Source organism: Streptomyces sp. AM8-1-1 (assembly GCF_032229325.1).
Classification (GTDB): domain Bacteria; phylum Actinomycetota; class Actinomycetes; order Streptomycetales; family Streptomycetaceae; genus Streptomyces; species Streptomyces achmelvichensis.
In genome coordinates, this window is the sequence record NZ_CP135086.1 from 3,430,796 (window position 1) to 3,451,141 (window position 20,346).

At 71.1% G+C, this 20,346-nt stretch carries 20 protein-coding genes; 8 read left to right on the forward strand and 12 right to left on the reverse strand.

The window, feature by feature from the left end:
- Positions 1-3 precede the first annotated feature (3 nt).
- Genes RPQ07_RS15450 through RPQ07_RS15485 form a run of 8 tightly spaced genes read right to left on the reverse strand, consistent with a single transcriptional unit; the run spans position 4 to position 6,995 of the window.
- The gene (locus RPQ07_RS15450) at positions 4-2,010 is read right to left on the reverse strand and encodes an NADH-quinone oxidoreductase subunit L (RefSeq protein ID WP_313944723.1); all 2,007 of its coding nucleotides are present in this window, start codon (positions 2,008-2,010) and stop codon (positions 4-6) included.
- On the reverse strand, positions 2,007-2,378 hold the full coding sequence (nuoK, locus tag RPQ07_RS15455) for an NADH-quinone oxidoreductase subunit NuoK (protein ID WP_313944724.1): 372 nt from the start codon (positions 2,376-2,378) through the stop codon (positions 2,007-2,009). Before nuoK ends, RPQ07_RS15450 begins: the two co-directional genes overlap by 4 nt.
- Entirely contained in the window at positions 2,378-2,935 is a 558-nt protein-coding gene (locus RPQ07_RS15460; protein ID WP_313944725.1) for an NADH-quinone oxidoreductase subunit J, read from the reverse strand. Before RPQ07_RS15460 ends, nuoK begins: the two co-directional genes overlap by 1 nt.
- Positions 2,932-3,600 carry an NADH-quinone oxidoreductase subunit I gene (locus RPQ07_RS15465; RefSeq protein ID WP_313944726.1) on the reverse strand — a complete coding sequence of 223 codons (669 nt, stop codon included), beginning with the start codon at positions 3,598-3,600 and terminating at the stop codon, positions 2,932-2,934. The genes RPQ07_RS15460 and RPQ07_RS15465 overlap by 4 nt, the downstream gene beginning before the upstream one ends.
- Positions 3,600-4,568 carry a complex I subunit 1 family protein gene (locus tag RPQ07_RS15470; protein ID WP_313944727.1) on the reverse strand — a complete coding sequence of 323 codons (969 nt, stop codon included), beginning with the start codon at positions 4,566-4,568 and terminating at the stop codon, positions 3,600-3,602. Before RPQ07_RS15470 ends, RPQ07_RS15465 begins: the two co-directional genes overlap by 1 nt.
- A complete protein-coding gene (locus RPQ07_RS15475) occupies positions 4,565-5,989 on the reverse strand; it encodes an NADH-quinone oxidoreductase subunit C (RefSeq protein ID WP_313944728.1) in 1,425 nt (474 codons plus the stop codon). The genes RPQ07_RS15470 and RPQ07_RS15475 overlap by 4 nt, the downstream gene beginning before the upstream one ends.
- Positions 5,986-6,606, reverse strand: coding sequence for an NADH-quinone oxidoreductase subunit B family protein (locus RPQ07_RS15480; protein WP_313944729.1), 621 nt, complete (start codon positions 6,604-6,606; stop codon positions 5,986-5,988). Before RPQ07_RS15480 ends, RPQ07_RS15475 begins: the two co-directional genes overlap by 4 nt.
- Positions 6,597-6,995, reverse strand: coding sequence for an NADH-quinone oxidoreductase subunit A (locus tag RPQ07_RS15485; protein ID WP_313944730.1), 399 nt, complete (start codon positions 6,993-6,995; stop codon positions 6,597-6,599). The genes RPQ07_RS15480 and RPQ07_RS15485 overlap by 10 nt, the downstream gene beginning before the upstream one ends.
- A 179-nt stretch (positions 6,996-7,174) precedes the next feature.
- Between RPQ07_RS15485 and RPQ07_RS15490 the strand changes: the two genes are divergently transcribed.
- From RPQ07_RS15490 to RPQ07_RS15510, 5 genes are all read left to right on the forward strand, one after another.
- A complete protein-coding gene (locus tag RPQ07_RS15490; RefSeq protein ID WP_313944731.1) occupies positions 7,175-8,359 on the forward strand; it encodes a sensor histidine kinase in 1,185 nt (394 codons plus the stop codon).
- 1,027 nt (positions 8,360-9,386) lie between these two features.
- A complete protein-coding gene (locus tag RPQ07_RS15495) occupies positions 9,387-10,718 on the forward strand; it encodes a sensor histidine kinase (protein WP_313948902.1) in 1,332 nt (443 codons plus the stop codon).
- Between the two features lie 303 nt (positions 10,719-11,021).
- Positions 11,022-11,681, forward strand: coding sequence for a response regulator transcription factor (locus RPQ07_RS15500; protein WP_313948903.1), 660 nt, complete (start codon positions 11,022-11,024; stop codon positions 11,679-11,681).
- A 249-nt stretch (positions 11,682-11,930) separates the two neighbouring features.
- Positions 11,931-13,877: a 2-oxoacid:acceptor oxidoreductase subunit alpha gene (locus tag RPQ07_RS15505; protein WP_313944732.1), complete on the forward strand. Its 1,947-nt coding sequence runs from the start codon at positions 11,931-11,933 to the stop codon at positions 13,875-13,877.
- Positions 13,870-14,931, forward strand: coding sequence for a 2-oxoacid:ferredoxin oxidoreductase subunit beta (locus RPQ07_RS15510; RefSeq protein WP_313944733.1), 1,062 nt, complete (start codon positions 13,870-13,872; stop codon positions 14,929-14,931). The genes RPQ07_RS15505 and RPQ07_RS15510 overlap by 8 nt, the downstream gene beginning before the upstream one ends.
- Positions 14,932-15,090: 159 nt before the next feature.
- Here the strand turns inward: RPQ07_RS15510 and RPQ07_RS15515 are convergent, their stop codons facing one another.
- Positions 15,091-15,483: a helix-turn-helix domain-containing protein gene (locus tag RPQ07_RS15515; protein ID WP_313944734.1), complete on the reverse strand. Its 393-nt coding sequence runs from the start codon at positions 15,481-15,483 to the stop codon at positions 15,091-15,093.
- 95 nt (positions 15,484-15,578) lie between these two features.
- Here RPQ07_RS15515 and RPQ07_RS15520 point away from each other — a divergent pair, with 95 nt between their 5' ends.
- Together RPQ07_RS15520 and rarD are read left to right on the forward strand one after the other, a co-directional pair.
- Entirely contained in the window at positions 15,579-16,439 is an 861-nt protein-coding gene (locus RPQ07_RS15520; protein WP_313944735.1) for an SDR family oxidoreductase, read from the forward strand.
- A 302-nt stretch (positions 16,440-16,741) separates the two neighbouring features.
- Positions 16,742-17,752, forward strand: coding sequence for an EamA family transporter RarD (gene rarD, locus RPQ07_RS15525; protein ID WP_313944736.1), 1,011 nt, complete (start codon positions 16,742-16,744; stop codon positions 17,750-17,752).
- Positions 17,753-18,512: 760 nt separating this feature from the next.
- On the opposite strand, the gene RPQ07_RS15530 is transcribed toward rarD, so the two are convergent.
- Both RPQ07_RS15530 and RPQ07_RS15535 read right to left on the reverse strand, forming a co-directional pair.
- Positions 18,513-18,929 (reverse strand): SRPBCC domain-containing protein, encoded by a 417-nt coding sequence (locus RPQ07_RS15530; protein WP_313944737.1) that lies wholly within the window; start codon positions 18,927-18,929, stop codon positions 18,513-18,515.
- Entirely contained in the window at positions 18,926-19,537 is a 612-nt protein-coding gene (locus RPQ07_RS15535; protein WP_313944738.1) for a CGNR zinc finger domain-containing protein, read from the reverse strand. Before RPQ07_RS15535 ends, RPQ07_RS15530 begins: the two co-directional genes overlap by 4 nt.
- A gap of 21 nt (positions 19,538-19,558) precedes the next feature.
- Between RPQ07_RS15535 and RPQ07_RS15540 the strand changes: the two genes are divergently transcribed.
- Entirely contained in the window at positions 19,559-20,008 is a 450-nt protein-coding gene (locus tag RPQ07_RS15540; RefSeq protein WP_313944739.1) for a VOC family protein, read from the forward strand.
- Between the two features lie 29 nt (positions 20,009-20,037).
- On the opposite strand, the gene RPQ07_RS15545 is transcribed toward RPQ07_RS15540, so the two are convergent.
- Complete coding sequence (locus tag RPQ07_RS15545; protein ID WP_313944740.1) at positions 20,038-20,244, reverse strand: hypothetical protein; 207 nt, start codon at positions 20,242-20,244, stop codon at positions 20,038-20,040.
- Positions 20,245-20,346: the final 102 nt, after the last annotated feature.

Below are 20,346 nucleotides of genomic sequence, written 5' to 3' on the forward strand. Positions count from 1 at the left end.
GGCTCACGATCCCGCGTTGACGGTGGACAGGACGACGGCGGCGATGGCGAGGACGGCCGAGCCGGCGAGCAGGGCGCCGAGATAGGTCTGCACATTGCCGGTCTGGGCGCGCCGGACGAGCCATCCCAGCCAGTTGCTGCCGGTGCCCGCCCCGCGGACGTAGGTGTCGACGACCTCGCGGTCGAGGAAGCGCACCAGTACGGCGGCGGCCTGGACGGGCCGGACGAACAGCGCGCGGTAGACGGCGTCCAGATGGAAGCCGGAGGCCGCGGCGCCGTGCAGCGGGCCGAGCAGCAGACGGCCCGGGTCGGACGGGTCGGGGGCGGATGCGATGTCGCCGTAGGCGGGGGTGTGGGTCGCGACGGCCTCGGCCTCGGAGACCGAGGGAGCCGCGTCGGGGTGGGCGGCGACGGCACCCATCGGCGGGCGGGCGGGGCCCCGGCGGTACTGCAGCGCGCGCCAGGCGGCGTAGGTGATCAGTCCGCCGACCAGAGCGACTCCCGTGCCGAGGACGGCGGTTGTCACGGTCGGGGTGAGGCTGTGTCCGTCGAACCAGTCGTCGACGTAGCCGACCGTGAGACCGAATCCGAGGGAGGGGACGGCCAGCACCCAGAGCACGGCATTCATGGAGAGGGGTTCGCGGCCGTGGTCGGGGGCTTCGGCTCCGCGTCCATGGAAGGCGAGCAGCCACAGGCGCATCGCGTAGGCGGCGGTCAGCAGGGCCGTCACCAGGCCGGCGACGAGGACGATCCAGCCCGCGCCGACCGGGGCGACGCCGGAGTCTCCGAGCGCGGTGTGCTCGGCGGCCACGAGGACGGCTTCCTTGGAGAAGAAGCCGGCGAAGGGAGGGATCGCGGCAAGTGCCAGCAGGGCGACGGTCATCGTCCAGTAGGCGTCGGGGATGCGCTTGGGGAGGCCCGTCATCCGGGACATGGCGGCCAGGGAGTTGGTGCCGGCGGCATGGATGACCACGCCGGCGGCGAGGAAGAGCAGCGCCTTGAACGCACCGTGCGCCATGAGGTGGAAGACGGCCGCGCCACGGTCTCCGACGGCCAGGGCACCCGACATGTAGCCGAGTTGGCCGATGGTCGAGTAGGCGAGGACACGCTTGATGTCGTCCTGGGCGAGGGCGGCGAGGCCCGAGCCGACCATCGTGACGGCGGCCATGACGGCCAGGACGGTGAGGGCAGCGGCGGAAGACGCGAAGACAGGAAGGAGACGGGCGACGAAGTAGATACCGGCGGCGACCATGGTTGCCGCGTGGATCAGCGCGGAGACGGGAGTGGGGCCCGCCATCGCGTCGGGCAGCCAGGTGTGCAGCGGGAACTGCGCCGACTTGCCCGCCACACCCGCGAGGAGCAGCAGCGCCACCAGTGTCGGGTGGTCGAGGCCACCGGCCGCGACGGAGCCGAGGATCCCGGTGATCCGGAACGTGCCGGCGTCGGCGGCGAGCGCGAACAGGCCGATCAGGAAGGGGACATCGCCGAGCTTGGTGACCAGGAAGGCTTTGAGGGAGGCGGCGCGCGCCTCGGGCGTCTCCCAGTAGTGGCCCACGAGGAAGTACGAGCAGATGCCCATGATCTCCCAGCCGACCAGGAGCACCATCAGGTCGCCGGAGTAGACGACGAGCAGCATCGCGGAGGTGAAGAGGGAGACGAGAGCCGCGTACGAGGGGTAGCGCGGGTCGTCGCGCAGATAACCCGTCGAGTAGATCTGCACGCAGGTCGCGACGAAGCCGACGAGGACGGCGACCAGGACCGCGAAGCCGTCGAGGTACAGCGCGAGGTCGATGGGGACCGAACCCGTGGGCGTGAGCTGGGTCGAGGCGTCGATCGCCTTGCCCCCGCCCTGGCGCACGGCGACCACCACAGCGAGCGCGAAAGCGGTCAGGGTGGGCAGGACCGCCAGGGGCCGCACGAAGCCGGGGGCAGTGCGGCCGAGCAGCAGTCCGGCCGCCGCGCCGAGAAAGGGGAGAAGAGGGACGAGGACGGCGAGGGTCGTGGTCGTCACGCGGTGGCCTCAGCCTTCTGCGCCGAAGCGGTGGCGTCAGGTTCGTCGGAACTGCCGTCGTGGCCTTCGGCGGTGTCGCGGAGCCTGTCGACGTCCGAGGATCCGCGGTTGCGGTAGACCATCAGGACGATCGCCAGGCCGATGCCGATCTCCGCGGCAGCGATGGCGATGGTGAAAAGAGTGAGCGCCTGTCCGGCGTGCACGGTGTCGCGCAGCCAGACATCGAAGGCGACGAGATTGAGGTTGACCGCGTTGAGCATCAGCTCGACGGACATCAGCACCAGGATCGCGTTGCGCCGGGCGAGCACGCCGTACAGGCCGACGCAGAAGAGGAGGACGGCGAGCACGGCGGGATAGGCGAGGTGCATCAGCTCTCCCCCTGGGGGTCCTTGGAGCCCTTGCGGGACAGGACGATGGCGCCGACGAGCGCGGCGAGCAGCAGGACGGAGAGCGCCTCGAAGGGCAGCACCCAGTGCCGGAAGAGGTACTCGCCGGACACCTTGGTGGAGCCCTGCGCGGGTCCGTCCAGGTTGATCCAGGTGGCGCGGAAGGCGTCCACGACCACCCAGACCAGGGCGGCCGCGGCGACGCCGGCGACGGCCAGGGCGACGTAGCGGTTGCCCGAATCGGCGTCCGGGGAGCGGCCGATGGGGGCCTTGGTGAGCATCAGCCCGAAGAGAAGGAGGACGACGACGGAACCGACGTAGATGAGGACCTGCACCCAGGCGATGAACTCGGCCGTCAGCAGCAGGTATTCGACAGCCAGGCCGCCGAGCGCCACGACCAGCCAGAGCGCGGCGTGCACCAGTTGCTTGGTGGTGACCGTGATGACGGCCGCGCCGAGGGTGGCGAGGCCGACGAGCAGGAAGGCGATCTCGACGCCTGTCGGCGAGAGGAAGCCCTGGGGTGCGGCGGCGAGCATCATGCCGTGTCTCCTTCACCCGGGGGCGGCGATGCGGGACGCTCCGGGGACGGGGCGCCGGGGGCAGGGTCGGCCGCCTGCGCCTGCTCCCCTGCCTGAGCCTGCTCCTGCGCCTGCTCCTGCGCCTGCTCCTGCGCCTGCTCCTGCGCCGCGGCGAGCTTCTCGGCAGCCTTGCGGGCCGCCGCGATCTCCTTCGGCTCCTCCGCACCCGGGTCGAGGGCGGGCGGTGCGGGCACCGTCCACATCCACTCGCGGAGCTTGTCCCGCTCGTGGGTGAGTTCGCGGATGTCGGTCTCCGCGTACTCGAACTCCGGTGACCAGAACAGCGCGTCGAAAGGACAGACCTCGATGCAGATACCGCAGTACATGCAGAGCGAGAAGTCGATCGCGAAGCGGTCGAGGACATTGCGGCTGCGCTCCCGGCCACCGGGGGCGGCGGCCGGGACCGTCTCCTTGTGGGAGTCGATGTAGATGCACCAGTCGGGGCACTCACGGGCGCAGAGCATGCAGACCGTGCAGTTCTCCTCGAACAGGCCGATCACACCGCGGGAGCGCGGCGGGAGTTCGGGCTGCGCGTCGGGGTACTGGTGGGTGACCGTCTTCTTGGTCATCGTCCGCAGCGTGACGGCCAGGCCCTTGGCGAGGCCGGATCCGGGAATCGGCGGCATTACTGGATCACCACCTTCACGATGCCGGTGAGAGCGATCTGGGCGAGAGCGAGCGGGACGAGCGTCGTCCAGGCGAGCTTCTGCAACTGGTCCTCGCGCATCCGGGGATAGGTGACGCGCAGCCAGATGACGACGAACGCGAGCACACCGGTCTTGAGCAGGGTCCACACCCAGCCGAGTCCGTCGGCGCCCATCGGGCCGTGCCAGCCCCCGAGGAACAGGACGGTGGTCAGGCCGCAGAGCACGACGATGCCCGCGTACTCGGCGAGCAGGAACAGCGCGAACCTGAGCCCGGTGTACTCGGTGTAGGCGCCGAAGATGATCTCGGAGTCGGCGACCGGCATGTCGAAGGGCGGGCGCTGGAGTTCGGCCAGTCCGGCGATGAAGAAGACGAGGGCGCCCACGATCTGCCAGGGCAGCCACCACCACTCGAAGGCGTTGAGGATGCCGGGCAGCGAGACCGTGCCGGCCGCCATGGCGACGGAGGCGGCGGTGAGCAGCATGGGCAGTTCGTACGCCAGCAGCTGCGCCGCGGTCCGCAGACCACCGAGAAGGGAGAACTTGTTGGCGGACGCCCAGCCCGCCATCAGCGAGCCGAGCACGCCGACGCCCATCACGGCGAGCACGAAGAAGATGCCCGCGTCGACGACCTCACCGACCGCGCCCTCGCTCGGGCCGATCGGGATGGCGACCAGTACGAGGAGGTACGGGAGGAGGGCGACGGCGGGAGCGAGCTGGAAGATGCGGCGGTCGGCGTTGGCCGGGACCACGTCCTCCTTCTGCGCGAACTTGACGCCGTCCGCGACGAGCTGGGCCCAGCCGTGGAACCCGCCCGCGTACATGGGACCGAGGCGGCCCTGCATATGGGCCATCACCTTGTGCTCGGTCTGCCCGATGACGAGGGGAAGGACGAGGAAGACGGCGAAGACGACGAGCAGCCGGAAGGCGACGTCGAGAGCGTCGTTCACGCGGGGTCGCCTCCGGCGGTCTCATGGGGCCCGCCCTCGGGCCTGTCCGGGGGGCGGGGAGTACGGGTGTCGTCGTGGCCGTCGGACTGGGCGTCGGGCGCGGCATCGGGCTCGGCGGCGGTGTCGTCGCCGGTGCTGTCGTCCGGCGCTTCCGTGCGGGAGCTGGGGTCCGAGCCCGTGCCCGAGCCCGTGCCGGTGTCGCGGTCCGGGGCCGGCTCGGGGCCCGGACTCGGCTCCGGCGCTGTCGGCTCGGGCGCAGTGGCCGGCTCGGGGCCGGGACTCGGCTCGGGCGCTGTGGCTGGTTCGGGGTCCGCGCCCGAGCCTGTGGCGGCTTCCGCGCCCGCGTCCGGCTCTTCGAATGCCGGGCGGGCGTGGTGCCACGGGGCGTCGGAGCTGCCGGCGCGCCGGGGCTTGGCCTCTCCCGAAGCGGCTTCTTCCGCCGGTGCGGTGGTGGGGGCCGGGGTCTCCGCCGCAGTTGCTTCGGGGGCGGATGTCTCGGCCGCCGGGGTCTCGGCCGCGGCTGCTTCCGGCGCGGGTGTCTCGGCCGCCGGGTCCCGAGGCGTCTCCGGGGGCGTGGCCGCTCCCGCGGCCGCCTGGCTCGCCGAGCCCTCGCTCACACTGCGCGAACGCCGTACGGGAGCACCCTCGCCGCCCGCCTGGCTCGCCGAACCCTCGCTCACACTGCGGGAACGACGTGCGGGAGCGCCCTCCGCGGCCGCCTGGCTCGCCGAACCCTCCCCCGCTGTACGGGTGCGGCGGGCCGGGCGGTCCGTTGCTCCGGCCGCCGCGGCTCCGGCAGCGCCTGCCGCTCGGGGCGTACGGGCCGGGCGGCTCGGGGCGGGCGGGAGTTGGCCCTTGAGCGGGCCCCACTCGTTGGGGTCGGGCACGCCCGGCGGGAGCATCTGGCGGCGCTTGGGGCCGCCGTGTTCCGACTCCCCCGGCTCCTTCGCACCCGGCCAGGCCTTCGCGACCCGGGCGGCGAGGACGAAGTCCTTGCGCAGCGGATGGCCCTCGAACTCCTCCGGCAGCAGCAGCGGTACGAGATGCGGGTGGCCGGTGAAACCGACGCCGAACATCTCGTGGGTCTCGCGCTCGTGCCAGGCCGCTCCCGCGTACACGGTCACGGCGGAGGCGAGTACGGGCGCCTCGTGCGAGACCGTCGTCCGCAGCAGCAGCCGGCGGACCCGGCCGCCTTCCAGGGAGACCACGTGCGCGCAGACCCGGAAGCCGGTGCCCGGCTCGTCGACCGCGCTCAGCCAGTCGAAGTAGGTGCAGGCCAGCTGCGTACGGGCGATCTCCAGGGACGGGATCCACGACTCTGCGGGCACGTCGACCGTGAGCAGCTCGTAAGCCAGCTCGGCCGTGGCCTCCTCGCCGAAGATGTCCGTAACGGCGTCGGGGAGACGGTCGTATGCGGTCACCGGTCGCCTCCCGGCGCGGCCGGCGGGGTCACCAGCGGGCTGCGCAGCTCGCCCACGGAGGGGCGGGCGGTGCCGTAGCGCTCGCCGAGCGACTCCCGTGCGATCTTCTCCTGGAGCTTGAGGATCCCCTGGAGCAGCGCCTCGGGCCGCGGCGGGCAGCCCGGGACGTAGACGTCGACGGGAATGATCTGGTCGACGCCCTTGGTCACGGAGTAGGAATCCCAGTACGGGCCGCCGCAGTTGGAGCAGGCGCCGAAGGAGATCACGTACTTCGGCTCCGGCATCTGCTCGTAGAGCCGCTTGACCGCGGGCGCCATCTTGTCGGTGACCGTGCCGGAGACGACCATCAGGTCCGCCTGCCGCGGGCCGGGCGCGAACGGGATCACTCCGAGGCGGATGAAGTCGTGCCGGGCCATCGACGCGGCGATGAACTCGATCGCGCAGCAGGCGAGTCCGAAGTTGAAGACCCACAGGCTGTAGCGGCGGCCCCAGTTGAGGACGACCTTCATCGGTTCGGGCGCCAGCCGGGAGAGAACGCCCAGTCGGCGGGGCTCCGGCAGCAGCTCCGTGTCCGAGTGCGCGGCCGGATTCGAGGTGAGGTTCGGGGTCACGTCCATGTCAGGACGTCCTTCTTCCATGCGTAGAGCAGTCCCACAGCCAGGAAGCCGAGGAAGATGAACATCTCCACGAGCGTCGTCGCGCCGTATCCCGCCGCCGCGAACACCGTGGCCCAGGGGAAGAGGAAGATCGAGTCGACGGCGAAGATCACGTACAGGAAGGCGTACACGTAGTAGCGGACCTGGGTGTGCGCCCAGCCCTCGCCGACGGGGTCGACGCCGCACTCGTACGTCAGCAGTTTCTCCGGGGTGGGCACCACGGGCCTCAGCAGCCGGCCCGCTCCGAAGGCCACGGCGACGAACAGCACGCCGATCACCGCGAGCAGTCCGACGACCGAATAGCTCTCGAAGTAGTCCGCCGCGAGCACGGCCACGGTCGGTTCCGGCACGTCCGCCCCTCGCTCCCTGACGTCGTTGGCGATCTGATCGACGATCTGTATGCACGGGAGTCTAGGCCTGCTAAAGGGACCGTAAGAAGTCGCGTCGCGCATCGGGTGGGGTTATCCCTACTTCATCCCACCCATCCACCCCATGGCGCGCGGCGGCGCGGCCCGGCAGGCTGGCCCGTATGACCGTGAGCAGCACCGCATCCGACCATGACCGGCCGCCACCCGCACATTTCGCGTTCGGCAGTCACACCTGGAAGGAGATCGCGCATCTCCTCTGCAATCTGCCGGTGTCGCTGGTCGGATTCGTCTACGTGACGTTGCTGATCTTCAACGGTGTGCTGTTGTCGGTGACCGTCATCGGCCTGCCGCTGCTCGCCCTCGGTCTCATGGGGGCGCGCGGGCTCGGCAGGGCGGAGCGCGCGCGGACGCGGGCGCTGCTCGGTGTACGGATCGACGAGCCGAGCACGTTGTCAGGCATGCATCGCGGTGGCGGAATGTTCCCCCGCCTGTGGGCGACCCTGAAGGACCCGGTCGCCTGGCGCACGGTGCTGTACTGCTTCATCCGGCTGCCGTGGGGGGTTCTCACCTTCTCCACCATGATGGTCAGCCTGTTCGTGCTGTGGCCCGTACTGCCCTTCATCGCACGCGGACTCGCCAACGCCGACCGCGCGATGGCGCGGGGGCTGCTGTCGCCGTCCGACGAACTGGAGCAGCGGATCGCCGAGTTGGAGTCCGACCGCGGGGTCGTCGTGGACACCGCCGCCGCCGACCTCCGCCGCATCGAGCGCGACCTCCACGACGGCGCCCAGGCCCGGCTGGTCGCCCTCGCCATGGGCCTCGGCCTCGCCAAGGAGAAGCTCAGCGGCGACGAACTGGACAGGACGGCGGCCGCGGCGATGGTCGACGAGGCACACGGCGAGGTGAAGCTCGCCCTCCAGGAGCTGCGCGACCTGGCCCGCGGCATCCACCCCGCGGTCCTGACCGACCGCGGCCTCGACGCCGCGCTCTCCTCGGTCGCCTCCCGCTGCACGGCACCGGTGAAGGTGACGGTGGACCTCCTGGAGCGGCCGGCCGAGGCGATCGAGGGCATCGCGTACTTCACCGTGTCCGAGCTGCTGCAGAACGTCAGCAAGCACGCGCAGGCGAAGAGCGTGACGGTGGACGTCTGGCGCACGCGGGACCGCCTGCTGATCCAGGTCACGGACGACGGCAAGGGCGGCGCGCGACTGGACGGCGGTACGGGGATGGCGGGGCTCGCGGAGCGGCTGGGGGCGGTGGACGGACTGTTCGTCCTGGAGTCGCCGGTGGGGGGCCCGACGACGGTCACGGTGGAAGTTCCGTGGCGCTCGCGCACGCCGCACTGAGGGGGTGCCTGCGCCTACCGGTGCGGGGGAAAGTTTCTGTGGGGCCGGCGCCCCACGCCCCCTGACGGTTTGCGGCTCCCCGCGCGGCCGGGTGACCTCACGTGTCCGGTGCGGGTGGAGGTCTTGGTGGCTGCGCCCCCAGGCCCCTTGCCTGCGGCAGCTGCGCGGCGCCGAGTCCGTTCCTACCGGTTGCCGGCTCCGCCCGGGCACCTGTCCCGTGGCGGGTGGTGGACAGGTTCCTGTGGGGCTGCGCCCCTCACCCCCGCTGCGGCAGCTTCGCGCCGCGCTGGCTGGTCGCCCCGGTCAGGCGCGGGTAGAGAGGTTCCTGTGGGGCGGCGCCCCACACCCCCTCGTAGCGGCAGCTTCGCGCCGCATCCCATCGGGCACCCCGAACAGGCTCGGGTTCGCGTGTGCCCGCAACCGCCACCGGCCGCGTCCTCGACCCCCGGCAGGGGGCGTGCAGGGTCGTCCCCGCAGGGGATCGGCGGCAACACCCGGGTGATCAATACAACGCAGCTGTATGCCGCCGACCCCGAGGAGTCGAGCCCGGAGGGCCCCCGGACCCGACGCCGCACAAGAACCCGAGGCCCAAGCACCCGCCCGGCCCAAGGGCCCGACGCCGGACAAGGGCCCGAGGCCCAAGCACCCAGGCCCCGCCCAAGCACCCGCCCGGCCGCAAGAACCCGAGGCCCAAACACCCCGCCCAAGCGCCCGCCGCCGGACAGGAACCCGCGCCCCAAGCGCCTGGCCCCGGCTCAGGGCCCCGACGCCGAACAAGAACCCGAGGCCCAAGCGCCTGGCCCCGGCTCAGGGCCCCGACGCCGAACAAGAACCCGAGGCCCAAGCGCACGCCCCGCCCAAGCACCCCACGCTGAACAAGAACCCGCCACCCCAAGCCCCACCCCCCACAACCCCCATGGTGGGGAAAACCCCCCGCCCAAGAGGGCAACCCCCCTCATGGTGCGCGCCCTCCCGTCGCAGCAGGCTTGTTCTCATGACAGCCCGCAGCCCAGAACGGACGACGCCGATGGCCACGGATTACCGACCGGAGCAGCACGACCGGTACGACACGCGGGACCACAGCCTTCCCGCGGCCCTGCGTGCGCCGCTCGAGGGCCGCACCTGGCGTGAGTTCGGGTACCTGATGCTGAGCCTGCCGATCAGCATCATCTTCTTCACCTTCGCCATCGTGACGATCTCGCTCGGCGCCGGCCTGCTGGTCACCTTCCTCGGCATCCCGGTCCTCGCCGCCGGCCTGGCCGGCTGCCGTGCCTTCGGCGCGCTGGAGCGGACCCGGGCCCGTTCGCTGCTCCGCCTCGACGTGGACAACCCCGAGCCGGTCCGCCCCCGCACCAACGGGCTGATGTCGTGGGTCGGCGCCGTCCTCAAGAGCGGTACGTCCTGGCGGCACCTGCTCTACGCGGTGGTGCACTTCCCGTGGGCGATCACCGCGTTCACCGTCGCGTTCACCTTCTGGGTCACGGGATGGTCCCTGCTGCTGTACCCGCTGTGGCAGTGGACCTTCCCCACGTACCTCGACCAGCCGGGCATCTCGCTCTACGGCGACAGCACCGGGACGCAGTTCTACCTCGACACCTCGTTCGAGATCGGCGTGACCGCCGCCGCGGGCCTGGTCGTCGTCATGGCGACCGCGTGGCTGATCCGCGGCCTCGCGTACGTCGACCGGCTGATGATCGGCGGGCTGCTCGGGCCGTCCAGCCTGGCCACGCGGGTCGTCGAGCTGGAGTCGGACCGCGGCGTCGTCGTCGACACCGCCGCCGCCGACCTGCGGCGCATCGAGCGCGATCTGCACGACGGTGCCCAGGCCCGGCTGGTCGCCCTCGCCATGGACCTGGGTCTCGCCAAGGAGAAGCTGAACGAGGACCCGGAGGCCGCGGCCCGCATGGTGGACGAGGCGCACGGTGAGGTGAAGACGGCGCTCCAGGAGCTGCGGGATCTGGCGCGCGGCATCCACCCGGCGGTGCTGACCGACCGCGGTCTCGACGCGGCACTGTCGGCCGTGGCCTCCCGCTGCACCGTCCCGGTGGCCGTCGACGTGGACCTGGCGTCCCGGCCGGCCCCGGCGATAGAGGGGATCGCCTACTTCACCGTGTCCGAGCTGCTGCAGAACGTCAGCAAGCACGCCCGGGCCCGTCGGGCGACCGTGGACGTCTGGCGGTCCGAGGACCGGCTGATGCTACAGGTCACGGACGACGGCACCGGCGGCGCGGACCTCAGCGCGGGCAGCGGCCTCGCGGGACTCGCCGAACGGCTGGACGCCGTGGACGGAATCCTGGCCCTGGACTCGCCGCACGGAGGCCCGACCACGGTGACGGCGGAGCTGCCCTGGCGCGGCTGACACCCGGGGGCGGGCCGCACCCCGCCCCCGCACCGCCGGCAACACGCCCCGTACCGCCGACAACGCCCCCCGTACAGCCCGCCCTCCCGCCGTACGACCCCCGGCGCACCGGGGCCCACACCCCTCACCCTCCGCGAGACCTCCGAGACCTCCGTGACCCGTACCCCCACCCGCTCAACGCCCCGCCCCCGTTTGCCGTCTATTCCCAGAGCCTGGCCGCAGTGCGGAGCCAATACTGCGATGCTGGTGAACACAGGGGTGGTAGCGGATCGACAGGGGGGCTTCAGGGCTGTGGAGGACAGAGTGCGGGTCGTCATCGCCGAGGATTCAGTGCTGCTTCGGGAGGGCCTGACCCGGCTGCTGACCGACCGCGGGCACGACGTCGTGGCCGGCGTGGGCGACGCGGAGGCGTTGATCAAGACGATCGGGGAGCTGGCCGCGCAGGAGCAGCTGCCGGACGTGGTGGTCGCCGACGTACGGATGCCGCCGACCCACACGGACGAGGGCGTCCGGGCGGCCGTGCGGCTGCGCAAGGACTACCCCGGGATCGGAGTGCTGGTGCTCTCCCAATACGTGGAGGAGCAGTACGCCACCGAACTTCTGGCGGGGAGCAGCCGCGGGGTGGGCTATCTGCTGAAGGACCGGGTAGCCGAAGTGCGCGAGTTCGTGGACGCCGTGGTGCGGGTGGCCCGTGGCGGTACGGCACTGGATCCCGAGGTCGTGGCCCAGCTCCTGGGCCGCAGCCGCAAGCAGGACGTGCTGGCCGGTCTCACCCCCCGTGAGCGGGAGGTTCTCGGTCTGATGGCCGAGGGCCGGACGAATTCGGCGGTGGCCAAGCAGCTGGTGGTGAGTGACGGAGCGGTCGAGAAGCACGTCAGCAACATCTTCCTGAAGCTGGGGCTGTCCCCGAGCGACGGGGATCACCGGCGTGTTCTGGCGGTGCTGACCTACTTGAACTCATAATCGTCTGACAGTCTGTCAGATATTGAGCGGGGCTCCAGCCCCAGAACCGAACAATGAGCGGGGAGCGTCTTACCACCAGCATTCGGGGGGCGAACGCATGAAGGCACACGAGGGCACCACGGCGTCTCACACGGACGTCCGAAATGTGAGCGGTCCAGGGAAGGCCACCCTCACGGTCGTAGGGTGGCACGTGGGACGGCCGGTGGGCCGGCCGGGCCCGAGCAGCCGCCTCGAGGGAGGTCCAGTTCAGTGACCAGCCAGGTCAGTAGCCCAGCCGAGAACGCCGATGAGGCCGACGAGGGCGATACGACACTCGTCGGCGGGCAGCGGAAGCCCACGGAGCCGAAGGAAGTCCGCCGACTGGACCGGGTCATCATCCGCTTCGCGGGTGACTCGGGTGACGGCATGCAGCTCACGGGTGACCGGTTCACCTCGGAGACCGCGACCTTCGGGAACGACCTCTCCACGCTGCCGAACTTCCCCGCCGAGATCCGGGCGCCCGCCGGCACCCTCCCCGGCGTCTCCAGCTTCCAGCTCCATTTCGCCGACCACGACATCCTCACCCCCGGCGACGCCCCGAACGTGCTGGTCGCGATGAATCCGGCCGCGCTGAAGGCCAACATCGCCGACGTGCCGCGCGGCGGCGACATCATCGTCAACACGGACGAATTCGCCAAGCGCGCCATGGCCAAGGTCGGCTACGCCACCTCCCCGCTGGAGGACGGCTCCCTGGACGGCTTCCACGTCCATCCCGTGCCGCTGACGACCCTGACCATCGAGGCGCTCAAGGACTTCGGTCTCCCCCGCAAGGAGGCCGAGCGCTCGAAGAACATGTTCGCGCTGGGCCTGCTGTCCTGGATGTACAACCGTCCGACCGAGGGCACCGAGAAGTTCCTGCGGAGCAAGTTCGCCAAGAAGCCGCAGATCGCCGAGGCGAACATCGCGGCCTTCCGTGCCGGGTGGAATTTCGGCGAGACGACCGAGGACTTCGCCGTCTCCTACGAGGTCGCCCCGGCGAGCACCGCCTTCCCGGCCGGCACCTACCGCAACATCTCCGGGAACCTCGCCCTGTCCTACGGGCTCATCGCCGCCGGCAAGCAGGCGGACCTGCCGCTCTATCTGGGCTCGTACCCCATCACTCCCGCCTCCGACATCCTGCACGAGCTGTCGAAGCACAAGAACTTCGGTGTACGGACCTTCCAGGCCGAGGACGAGATCGCGGGCATCGGCGCGGCGCTGGGGGCGGCCTTCGGCGGCGCGCTCGCCGTCACCACCACCTCCGGCCCCGGTGTGGCGCTCAAGTCGGAGACGATCGGTCTCGCGGTCTCGCTGGAACTGCCACTGCTCGTGGTGGACATCCAGCGCGGCGGCCCCTCGACCGGTCTGCCGACCAAGACCGAGCAGGCGGACCTGCTCCAGGCCATGTTCGGCCGCAACGGCGAGGCGCCGGTACCGATCGTCGCGCCCCGCACCCCCGCGGACTGCTTCGACGCGGCCCTGGACGCGGCACGGATCGCCCTGGCCTACCGCACCCCCGTCTTCCTGCTGAGCGACGGCTACCTCGCCAACGGCTCGGAGCCCTGGCGGATCCCCGACATCGACGAACTCCCCGACCTGCGGGTGCAGTTCGCGACCGGCCCGAACCATGAGCTGGCGGACGGTACGGAGGTGTTCTGGCCGTACAAGCGTGATCCGCAGACCCTCGCGCGTCCCTGGGCGGTTCCGGGGACGCCCGGACTCGAGCACCGGATCGGCGGCATCGAGAAGCAGGACGGCACCGGCAACATCTCCTACGACCCGGCCAACCACGATCTGATGGTCCGCACCCGGCAGGCCAAGATCGACGGCATCGAGGTGCCCGACATCGAGGTCGATGATCCGGACGACGCGACCACTCTGGTGCTGGGCTGGGGTTCGACGTACGGACCGATCACCGCCGCCGTACGGCGGCTGCGGGCCGCGGGCATCCCCATCGCCCAGGCCCATCTGCGCCATCTCAACCCGTTCCCGCGGAATCTCGGGGACGTGCTGGGGCGTTACCAGAAGGTAGTGGTACCGGAGATGAACCTCGGCCAACTCGCCACCCTGATCCGGGCGAGGTATCTGGTCGACGCGCACAGCTACAACCAGGTCAACGGCATGCCGTTCAAGGCCGAGCAGCTGGCCACGGCTCTCAAGGAGGCCATCAATGACTGAGACGGTGTCCGGTCTTCTCTCCCTGGTTCCCAAGGCCGAAGCCCAGCAGTCCATGAAGGACTTCAAGTCCGATCAGGAAGTGCGCTGGTGCCCCGGCTGCGGTGACTACGCGATCCTCGCCGCCGTGCAGGGCTTCATGCCCGAACTGGGCCTGGCGAAGGAGAACATCGTCTTCGTCTCCGGGATCGGCTGCTCGTCCCGCTTCCCGTACTACATGAACACCTACGGGATGCACTCCATCCACGGCCGCGCGCCCGCCATCGCCACCGGGCTCGCGTCCTCGCGGCGGGACCTGAGCGTGTGGGTCGTCACCGGTGACGGAGACGCGCTCTCCATCGGCGGAAACCACCTGATCCACGCCCTGCGCCGCAATGTGAACCTGAAGATCCTGCTCTTCAACAACCGGATCTACGGCCTCACCAAGGGCCAGTACAGCCCCACCTCCGAGGTCGGCAAGATCACCAAGTCGACGCCGATGGGCTCGCTCGACGCGCCCTTCAACCCGGTGTCCCTGGCGATCGGCGCCGAGGCCTCCTTCGTGGCCCGCACCGTCGACTCCGACCGCAAGCACCTGACCGAGGTGCTGCGCCAGGCCGCCGACCACCAGGGCACGGCGCTGGTCGAGATCTACCAGAACTGCAACATCTTCAACGACGGCGCCTTCGAGGCCCTGAAGGACAAGCAGCAGGCGGAGGAGGCGGTCATCCGCCTCGAACACGGGCAGCCGATCCTCTTCGGCACCGACAACTCCAAGGGCGTCGTCCGGGATCCCGCGACCGGGGACCTCGCGGTGGTCGAGGTGACACCCGCGAACGAGTCGCAGATCCTCGTCCACGACGCGCACGCCACCAGCCCGACCACGGCGTTCGCGCTGTCCCGGCTGGCCGACCCGGACACCCTGCACCACACGCCCATCGGTGTGCTGCGCAGCGTCGAACGGCCGGTCTACGACACGCTGATGTCGGACCAGCTCGACACCGCGATCGAGCGGGACGGCAAGGGGGATCTGGGCGCGCTGCTCGCGGGCAACGACACCTGGACGGTCGGGGGCTGACGCACGGCTCGCGCATACGGAGGGGTCGGGGCCGCCGGGCCCTGGCCCCTCTTGCCGTTCGCCGGAGCTGCCGTATGGGGTCGTGCTGGGGCCGCTGTCCGGCTGTGCCCACCACGGCTGGGGCGCCCATGCCCGTGCCTGTGCCCGTGCCCGTGCCCGTTAGGCAGGCTCCGCCTGGAGCGAGGCCTTCGCCTCGTCGTACTCGGCGCGCGACCGCTCTACCTCTTCGAGCCGGCGTTCCGTCCAGCGCGCCAGCGACCACACCTGTTCGGCGGCCTCCCTGCCCAGCGGGGTGAGCGTGTAGTCCACGCGCGGCGGAATGACGGGCTTGGCGTCGCGGTGGACGAACCCGTCGCGTTCCAGGGTCTGCAGCGTCTGCGCAAGCATCTTCTCGCTGACACCGCCCACGGTCCGGCGCAGCTCGCTGAAGCGGTACGAACGCTCCAGCAGCGCGGCCAGGACGAGGACGCCCCAGCGGCTGGTGACGTGCTCCAGCACGATGCGGGAGGGGCACATCTTGTCGTTCACATCGGGCGTCCAGCTAACGTTCATGCCAGTACCTTACTCCAAAGTGGGTACTTTCCCTCGGTTAGTACCCCTCCTAGGGTGAGCGAGCAGCCTGACGCACCCTACGAACGGAAACAACCATGAGCATCGTCGTCACCGGAGCCACCGGATCCCTCGGCCGACTCGTCATCGACGAGCTGCTGGCGAAGGTCCCGGCAGCGCGGGTGGTCGCCGTCGCCCGCGACAAGGAGAAGGCCGCGGATCTCGCCGCCCGGGGCGTGGAACTGCGGATCGCCGACTACGACGAGCCCGCGACGCTCACCGAAGCCTTCCGGGCGGGCGACCGGGTCCTGCTGATCTCCGGCAGCGAGGTGGGCAGGCGCGTACCGCAGCACACCGCCGTGATCGAGGCCGCGAAGACCGCGGGCGTCGCGCAACTCGCCTACACCGGGGTCCTCGGCGGACCCGCCGCCGACTTCCTGCTCGCCGCCGAGCACAAGATCACCGAGCAGCTGATCCTCGACTCGGGTCTGCCGTACACCTTCCTGCGCAACGGCTGGTACACCGAGAACTACACCGAGCAGCTCGCGCCCGTCCTCGCCCACGGCGCCGTCGTCGCGAGCGCCGGCACGGGCCGGGTCGCCTCGGCGGCCCGCGCCGACTACGCCGCCGCGGCGGCCGCGGTGCTGACCGGCGAGGGGCACCTCGGGCAGGCGTACGAGCTGAGCGGGGACGTCGCGTGGTCCTTCGCGGAGTACGCGGCGGAACTGTCCGCGCAGACCGGGCGCACAATCGTCCACAACGACGTACCGGCCGCCGCGCATCTGGAGATCCTGACCGGGGCCGGGGTGCCCGCGCCGTTCGCCGAGATCCTCGTCGACGTCGACGCGGCGGTGGGCCGAGGGCTGCTCGCCACGAGGAGCGGGGACCTGGCGCGTCTCGCCGGACGGCCGACGACACCGCTGGCGGACTCGGTCAGGACGGCGCTGGCCGCGGCCTGAGGCGATGGGGGGGCCGGGGGGCGCCGTCTGGTGCTGGGCGGGTGCCGCGTCGTTCCGGGGGCCGGCGAGTCGTCGACCGATGACGGGTGATCGCCGTCGTTCCGGGTGGCTGCCGCGCTGTTCCGGGTGGCCGCCGAGTCGTTACCGGGTGATCGCCGTCGTTCCGGGTGGCTGCCGCGTCGTTCCGGGCGGTCGTGGACGCCTCCCGATTCGTCATGACCGTATGGCGATACGGGCATGACAGGCTCGGCCTCCGGCGCGTACCTTTCGACGAGGTGAAGCGCGCAGGGGCGGGAGGGGCAGTGACGTCGGACGGTGAACAGCGGGCAGGACTGCTGTACGGGATCGGGGCCTACGGGATGTGGGGTCTGGTCCCCCTCTTCTGGCCCCTGCTGAAGCCCTCGGGCGCGGCGGAGATCCTCGCCCACCGCATGGTGTGGTCGCTGGCCGTCGTGGCCGTCGCCCTGCTGGTGGTGAGGCGCTGGGGATGGGTACGGGAGCTGATCCGCAGCCCCCGGAAGCTCGGGCTGATCACCGTCGCCGCGGCGGTCATCACCGTCAACTGGGGCGTCTACATCTGGGCCGTGAACTCCGGCCACGTCGTCGAGGCGTCTCTCGGCTACTTCATCAATCCGCTGGTCACCATCGCCATGGGCGTCCTGCTGCTGAAGGAACGGCTGCGGCCCGCGCAGTGGGTGGCGGTCGGCACCGGATTCGCGGCGGTGCTGGTGCTGGCGATCGGGTACGGACAGCCGCCATGGATCTCGCTGACGCTGGCGTTCTCGTTCGCGACGTACGGGTTGGCGAAGAAGAAGGTCAACATCGGGGGGCTGGAGTCGCTCGCGGCCGAGACCGCGATCCAGTTCCTGCCGGCGCTCGGGTTCCTGCTGTGGCTCGGGGCGGACGGGGCGGCGACGTTCGGTTCGCACGGGGTGGGGCACGCGGCCCTTCTGGCCGCGACAGGTGTGGTGACGGCGGCGCCGCTGGTGTGCTTCGGCGCGGCGGCGATCCGGGTTCCGCTGTCGACGCTGGGGCTGCTGCAGTACCTGGCGCCGGTGTTCCAGTTCCTGCTGGGGATCCTGTATTTCCACGAGGCGATGCCGGCGGAGCGGTGGGCGGGCTTCGGGCTGGTGTGGCTGGCGCTGAGCTGCTTGACGTGGGATGCGTTGAGGACGGCGAGGAGGACGAGGGCGGAGGCGGCGAGGTTGTCGAGGGAGGCGGCGCTGAGGGTGTCGGGGGTGGGTTCGGCGGCGGGCGCGGCTGCCGCTCCGGCTCCGGCTCCGGCTCCGGCTCCGGTGAAGCCGACGTCCTGAGGTGCTTGAGCCTCGGGTTCTTGTCGGGCGTCAGGTCCCGGGCCTGGGTGCTTGAGCCTCGGGTTCTTGTCCGGCGGCGGGTCCGGCGGCCCTCCGGGCTCGACTCCTCGGGGTCGGCGGCCAACAGCTGCGTTCCATTGCGCACCCGGGTCTTGCCGCCGATCCCCTGCGGGGACGACCCTGCACGCCCCCTCCCAAGCGGTCGAAGGCCCGAGCCCCCGGACGCTCCTGCGTGCGGCTGCCGGGTCGTGGGGCGGCGGGTTCTTGTCGGGCGTCGGGTCCGGGGGCCCTCCGGGCTCGACTCCTCGGGGTCGGCGGCCAACAGCTCCGTTGCATGGATCACCCGGGTCTTGCCGCCGATCCCCTGCGGGGACGACCCTGCACGCCCCCTCCCAAGCGGTCGAAGGCCCGAGCCCCCGGACGCTCCTGCGTGCGGCTGCCGGGTACGTGGGGCGGCGGGCCCTTGTCGGGCGTCGGGTCCGGGGGCCCTCCGGGCTCGACTCCTCGGGGTCGGCGGCCAACAGCCGCGTTGCATTGCGCACCCGGGTCCTGCCGCCGATCCCCTGCGGGGACGACCCTGCACGCCCCCTCCCAAGCGGTCGAAGGCCCGAGCCCCCGGACGCTCCTGCGTGCGGCTGCCGGGTACGTGGGGCGGCGGGCCCTTGTCCGGCGTCGGGTCCGGGGGCCCTCCGGGCTCGACTCCTCGGCACGCCCCCGACGGCGGGTCGAGGACGCGACCCGTTGATGCGCACCCCGAGCCTCAGGACACCCCCAGGGCCTGCACCACCTCGGCCGTCACGGCCTTCCAGTGGGCCCGCTGCCGTTCCCGTTCCACCGCGTCGGCAAGATGCTCCTGGTGGAAGCGGAGGACGGCCTTTCCGGAGCCCGACGCGGAGACCGCGACCTGGAGTGTGGTCGTGCCGTACGTCAGCCGGACGCGGTCGCCCGGGCGGTAGCTGCGCAGCTCACCCGTGACGCCCTCGTCCGTCGCGTACTCCTCGCCCTTCTCGGTGGGCAGGTCAACGCCCTTCCCGAGCCAGAGGGCGACGCCCTCCGGGCTCACGATGAAGTCCCACACCGCGGCGACGGGCAGGGGAAGCGTCTTCGAGACGCCGATCTCCCAGCCCGCGTCCTGGGTGAGCCCCGTCGTGTCGTGACGGCTCGGTTCGCTCGTCATCGCTCGTCTCCCTCCGATTCGGTGTGGCGGGCGCGGTGCGCCCTGACCTTGCTGCGATTGCCGCAGTTCTCCATCGCGCACCAGCGACGGCGGCCCGGCCGGGACGTGTCGACGAAGAGCAGGGAGCAGTCGTGCGCGCCGCATTCGCGGATGCGATGCGCGTAGGGCCCGGTGAACAGGTCCACCACATCGCGCGCGACTGCGGACAGCAACTGAGTGCCCGTGGCCCCGGGGACCCAGCCGTGGCCCCCGTGCTCGGTGAACCGCGGGACCGGCGGGGCCTTCGCCGCCGCGTCGTTGACCACGGCGAGGTCCGCCGGGGACAGCGGTCCGCCGCGCATCCGGCCGGCGGTCAGCCGCCACAGGGCGTCGCGGAGTGCCCGCGCTGCCATGACCTCGTCAGGGGTCACGACCGGCTCCAGCCCGTCGGGCAGCCGGCTCTGCTGCGCCCAGCGCACCAGGTCGGCGGGCTCGTGCAGCACCTCCCACCGCGCATAGCTTCCCGGCCCTCCGGTCGGCAGCAGCTCGAGGCAGAGCGCGCCGGGGTCGAAGCGATAGGGACGCCCATCCGGCGTACTCAGGGTCAGTCCTCTTGCCGCCTCGCTCATGTAACCATTATAAGTGGTTACATGACCGTGCACTGGAAACTTGTGGTGGACTGCTCCGACCCGCACACGCAGGCCGACTTCTGGGCCGCGGCGCTGGAGTACCGACGAGAGGACCACAGCGCGCTGATCGAGAGCCTGCGGCAAGCCGGACAGCTGCCGGACGGCTCGACCACCCAGGCCCACGGCCGGGACGCCTGGCTCGATTACACCGCCGTCCGGCATCCGGACGACGAGTTCGAGAAGGACACCGACATCGGTCTCGGCCGTCGACTGCTGTTCCAGCGCGTGCCCGAGGGGAAGACGGTCAAGAACCGGCTCCATCTCGACCTGCACATGGGTCCGGAGAAGCGCGAGGCGGAGGTCGCGCGGCTGGAGGGGCTCGGTGCGACCGTCCTCTACCGGCAGGACCAGCCGATCGGCGTGTGGACGACCATGGCGGACCCCGAGGGGAACGAGTTCTGCGTGGAGTAGGACCGCGTTCGGGGAGCGCCGGGCAGGCTCTAGTCCCCATCCCGCCAGGTGAAGAAGTCGAGCCCGTGGCCCTCCTCCTCCGCCGCCGTGTACCGCCGGCGCGCGCGCCGTGTCAGCAGGGCGAACATGCCGACGAGGAGGGCCATCGCGGCCACGGTCGCGAACAGCGTGGCGACCCCCACGGGCAGCAGATACCTGATCGCGGCGTCCAGCAGCAGGAACGGATCCAGGTTCATACGGCGCACCCTTGCTCGGCGATGGCCACAGCCTGAACCCCTGTCACACCGTTGACGCCCGCCGTGCGGCAGTTGTGCCCGAAAGGCGCCGCGGCGTTGGCC

What these genes read in the sequence shown, in the direction of transcription:
- RPQ07_RS15530 (WP_313944737.1), bottom strand. Translation starts at nt 18,929, where the DNA reads ATGACGAGCGAACCGAGCCGTCACGACACGACGGGGCTCACCCAGGAC.
- RPQ07_RS15460 (WP_313944725.1), bottom strand. Translation starts at nt 2,935, where the DNA reads ATGATGCTCGCCGCCGCACCCCAGGGCTTCCTCTCGCCGACAGGCGTC.
- RPQ07_RS15495 (WP_313948902.1), top strand. Translation starts at nt 9,387, where the DNA reads ATGGCCACGGATTACCGACCGGAGCAGCACGACCGGTACGACACGCGG.
- RPQ07_RS15515 (WP_313944734.1), bottom strand. Translation starts at nt 15,483, where the DNA reads ATGAACGTTAGCTGGACGCCCGATGTGAACGACAAGATGTGCCCCTCC.
- RPQ07_RS15540 (WP_313944739.1), top strand. Translation starts at nt 19,559, where the DNA reads ATGACCGTGCACTGGAAACTTGTGGTGGACTGCTCCGACCCGCACACG.
- RPQ07_RS15535 (WP_313944738.1), bottom strand. Translation starts at nt 19,537, where the DNA reads ATGAGCGAGGCGGCAAGAGGACTGACCCTGAGTACGCCGGATGGGCGT.
- RPQ07_RS15545 (WP_313944740.1), bottom strand. Translation starts at nt 20,244, where the DNA reads ATGAACCTGGATCCGTTCCTGCTGCTGGACGCCGCGATCAGGTATCTG.
- RPQ07_RS15490 (WP_313944731.1), top strand. Translation starts at nt 7,175, where the DNA reads ATGACCGTGAGCAGCACCGCATCCGACCATGACCGGCCGCCACCCGCA.
- RPQ07_RS15510 (WP_313944733.1), top strand. Translation starts at nt 13,870, where the DNA reads ATGACTGAGACGGTGTCCGGTCTTCTCTCCCTGGTTCCCAAGGCCGAA.
- RPQ07_RS15465 (WP_313944726.1), bottom strand. Translation starts at nt 3,600, where the DNA reads ATGCCGCCGATTCCCGGATCCGGCCTCGCCAAGGGCCTGGCCGTCACG.
- RPQ07_RS15480 (WP_313944729.1), bottom strand. Translation starts at nt 6,606, where the DNA reads ATGGACGTGACCCCGAACCTCACCTCGAATCCGGCCGCGCACTCGGAC.
- nuoK (WP_313944724.1), bottom strand. Translation starts at nt 2,378, where the DNA reads ATGCACCTCGCCTATCCCGCCGTGCTCGCCGTCCTCCTCTTCTGCGTC.
- RPQ07_RS15520 (WP_313944735.1), top strand. Translation starts at nt 15,579, where the DNA reads ATGAGCATCGTCGTCACCGGAGCCACCGGATCCCTCGGCCGACTCGTC.